The 2,044-nt window shown below is 69.3% G+C and carries 1 protein-coding gene; it reads right to left on the bottom strand.

Annotated elements, in window-relative coordinates:
- Nucleotides 1-113 precede the first annotated feature (113 nt).
- Complete coding sequence (locus RM445_RS31915; protein WP_311560589.1) at nt 114-1,886, bottom strand: IS1634 family transposase; 1,773 nt, start codon at nt 1,884-1,886, stop codon at nt 114-116.
- Nucleotides 1,887-2,044 lie beyond the last annotated feature (158 nt).

Raw genomic sequence — 2,044 nt, 5'->3', positions numbered from 1 at the left:
ACCCGGCTTCCGCAGCTGATGTTGGTGCTGGACACGGAATCTGGGGTTTGACCTGCGGGAACGCCGAAAGCCGCCTGGACGGGCGTGTGTCCAGGCGGTGATGTTCCTGCTGGTCAGGACGTTGCCGGTGGCGGCCCGAGCTCAACGATCTTCTTGGGCGGGTCGATGCCCAGCTTGGTGAGGATGTCGCGTTGGGCGGTGGTGAGCTCGGTGCGTTGCCGGAACGTGCCGGCCGGGCCTTCGAAGGTGCCGACGTGCAGTTCCTGCAGGTCCTCGCGGATGCGGTTCCAGGTGTCGGCGGTGGTGGTCTCGACGATCCTGACCAGGAGCAGCGCCAGCCAGCAGAGAATGACGTGGGCGCGGATCCGGTCTTCGAGCCGGTGGTAGACCGGCCGCAGTTCCAGGGTGGTCTTCATGTCCCGCCAGCCGCGTTCGACCTGCAGCAACTGTTTGTAGCCCAGCGCGATGTCTTCGGCGGACAGGTGCGGGTCCGAGCAGCGCAGCAGGTACTTCCCGTCCAGGTTCGCCTCGGCCGCGATCTTCTTCTTGTCGATGCGCAGCAGACCACCGGGGGTGGTGCGCAGGAAGCGGTGCAGCCCGGGCATGGTGGAGATCCGCCCGCGCAGCTCGGCCCGCTTCGTCGCGCTGAGGGTGTCGGTGCCGTCGATCAGCGCGGTGAGCTTGCCGATCATGATCTCGCGCAGTGCGGCGTCCCGGTCGGCTTGTTCGGGGTTGAAGCAGATCACGAACCGCTCGTCCTCGGCGATCCGCACCTCTTTGACCTGCAGGTTGTCCCGGACATGCTGGTAGCGGCCCTGGCGGGACAGCGCGGCGGCGGCCTCGGCGGAGCCCGAGCGGAGCTTCTCGCCGATGATGTAGTGCCCGCCACCGCGGCGCAGCTCCCGGCGGTTTTCCTTCGAGGAGAAGCCGCGGTCGGCGACCCACATCACCCGGGTCAACGTCCAGTCCCGCATGTCCTCCCGCGCCTGGCGGATCAGCGCCGAGTCGGTGGTGTTCCCGGGCCAGCACCACACCCGCACCGGGATCCCGGCCCTCGTGACGGCCATGCCGATCACGACCTGGGGAAGGTCGTCGCGGGAGTCCTTCGACTTGCCGAAGGTCCGGAACCCCACCCCCTCTGACGCCGTGTCCCCGGCGGCCGTGTCCGTGCCGCCCTCGGTGGTGGCCGCGCCCTCGGTGGTGGCGGGCGGCGGGTCGGGAACTGGGCGGCCGTGGGTGTCGCGGGCGACCGGCGGGTCGGGCTCATCGGTCTGGAAGTAGGTGGAGGTGGTGTCGAAGAACAGCAGGTCGACCTCGTGATCGAGCAGGGTGGCGACCTGCCAGAACACCTCCCGCTCCAGGTCCGGGGCGATCTCGAGCAGCCAGTCCATCGCCCGGTAGCAGGCGTCGTCGGAGGTTTCGGGCAGGCCGTTGATGTGCGTGCGGCGGTTGACCCATCCGGCGGCGGCCAGCTTCGAGCCCGGCGCCAGTGCCCGGTTCGCGACTAGCGCGAACAGCACCCGCTCGGTGCGCGGATCGCGCTTGCGGCCGGTCAGCAGCCGGGTCATGACGGTGTCGATCCCCAGCCGGCGCCACAGCGCGTCCAGCACCACGGTGCCGCCGACCGGGCGCGACGAGGTGAACGCCAGCCCGTCCGCCCCGGCCGCGGTCGTGCCGGCCAGGGCAGTGGTCGGGTCGAGCAGCCGGGTCAGCGACGCGACCAGCCGCTTGATGGCGTCCCGGTCGAGCTGGTCTTCGCGCCCGAAGCTGTGCAGCACCTTCGGCCGGGAGGTCTTCGTGGCCGGGTCCCACTCGTTGTGGGTCAGCTGCAGGTACCGCACCGGGGTGCCGTCCCTATTTCGCCGTGTCGCCACCCGTACGTGCACGTGTCCAGACGTTACACGACTTCGAGCAGCTCACGGGTCCGAACATCGATCGAACGTGTGTCCAGGACTTTCACCAGTTCCGGACCTGCCCCCACACGCTGAGCTGGGACGATACAGCGGCGTGTGTCCAGATCCGCCCATCACCTGCGGAACACGGG

The organism is Pseudonocardia charpentierae (assembly GCF_031845345.1).
In the GTDB taxonomy this organism is placed as follows: domain Bacteria; phylum Actinomycetota; class Actinomycetes; order Mycobacteriales; family Pseudonocardiaceae; genus Pseudonocardia; species Pseudonocardia charpentierae.
Note: the sequence above shows the minus strand (reverse complement) of the source record. Positions and strands in the feature narration are given on the sequence as shown.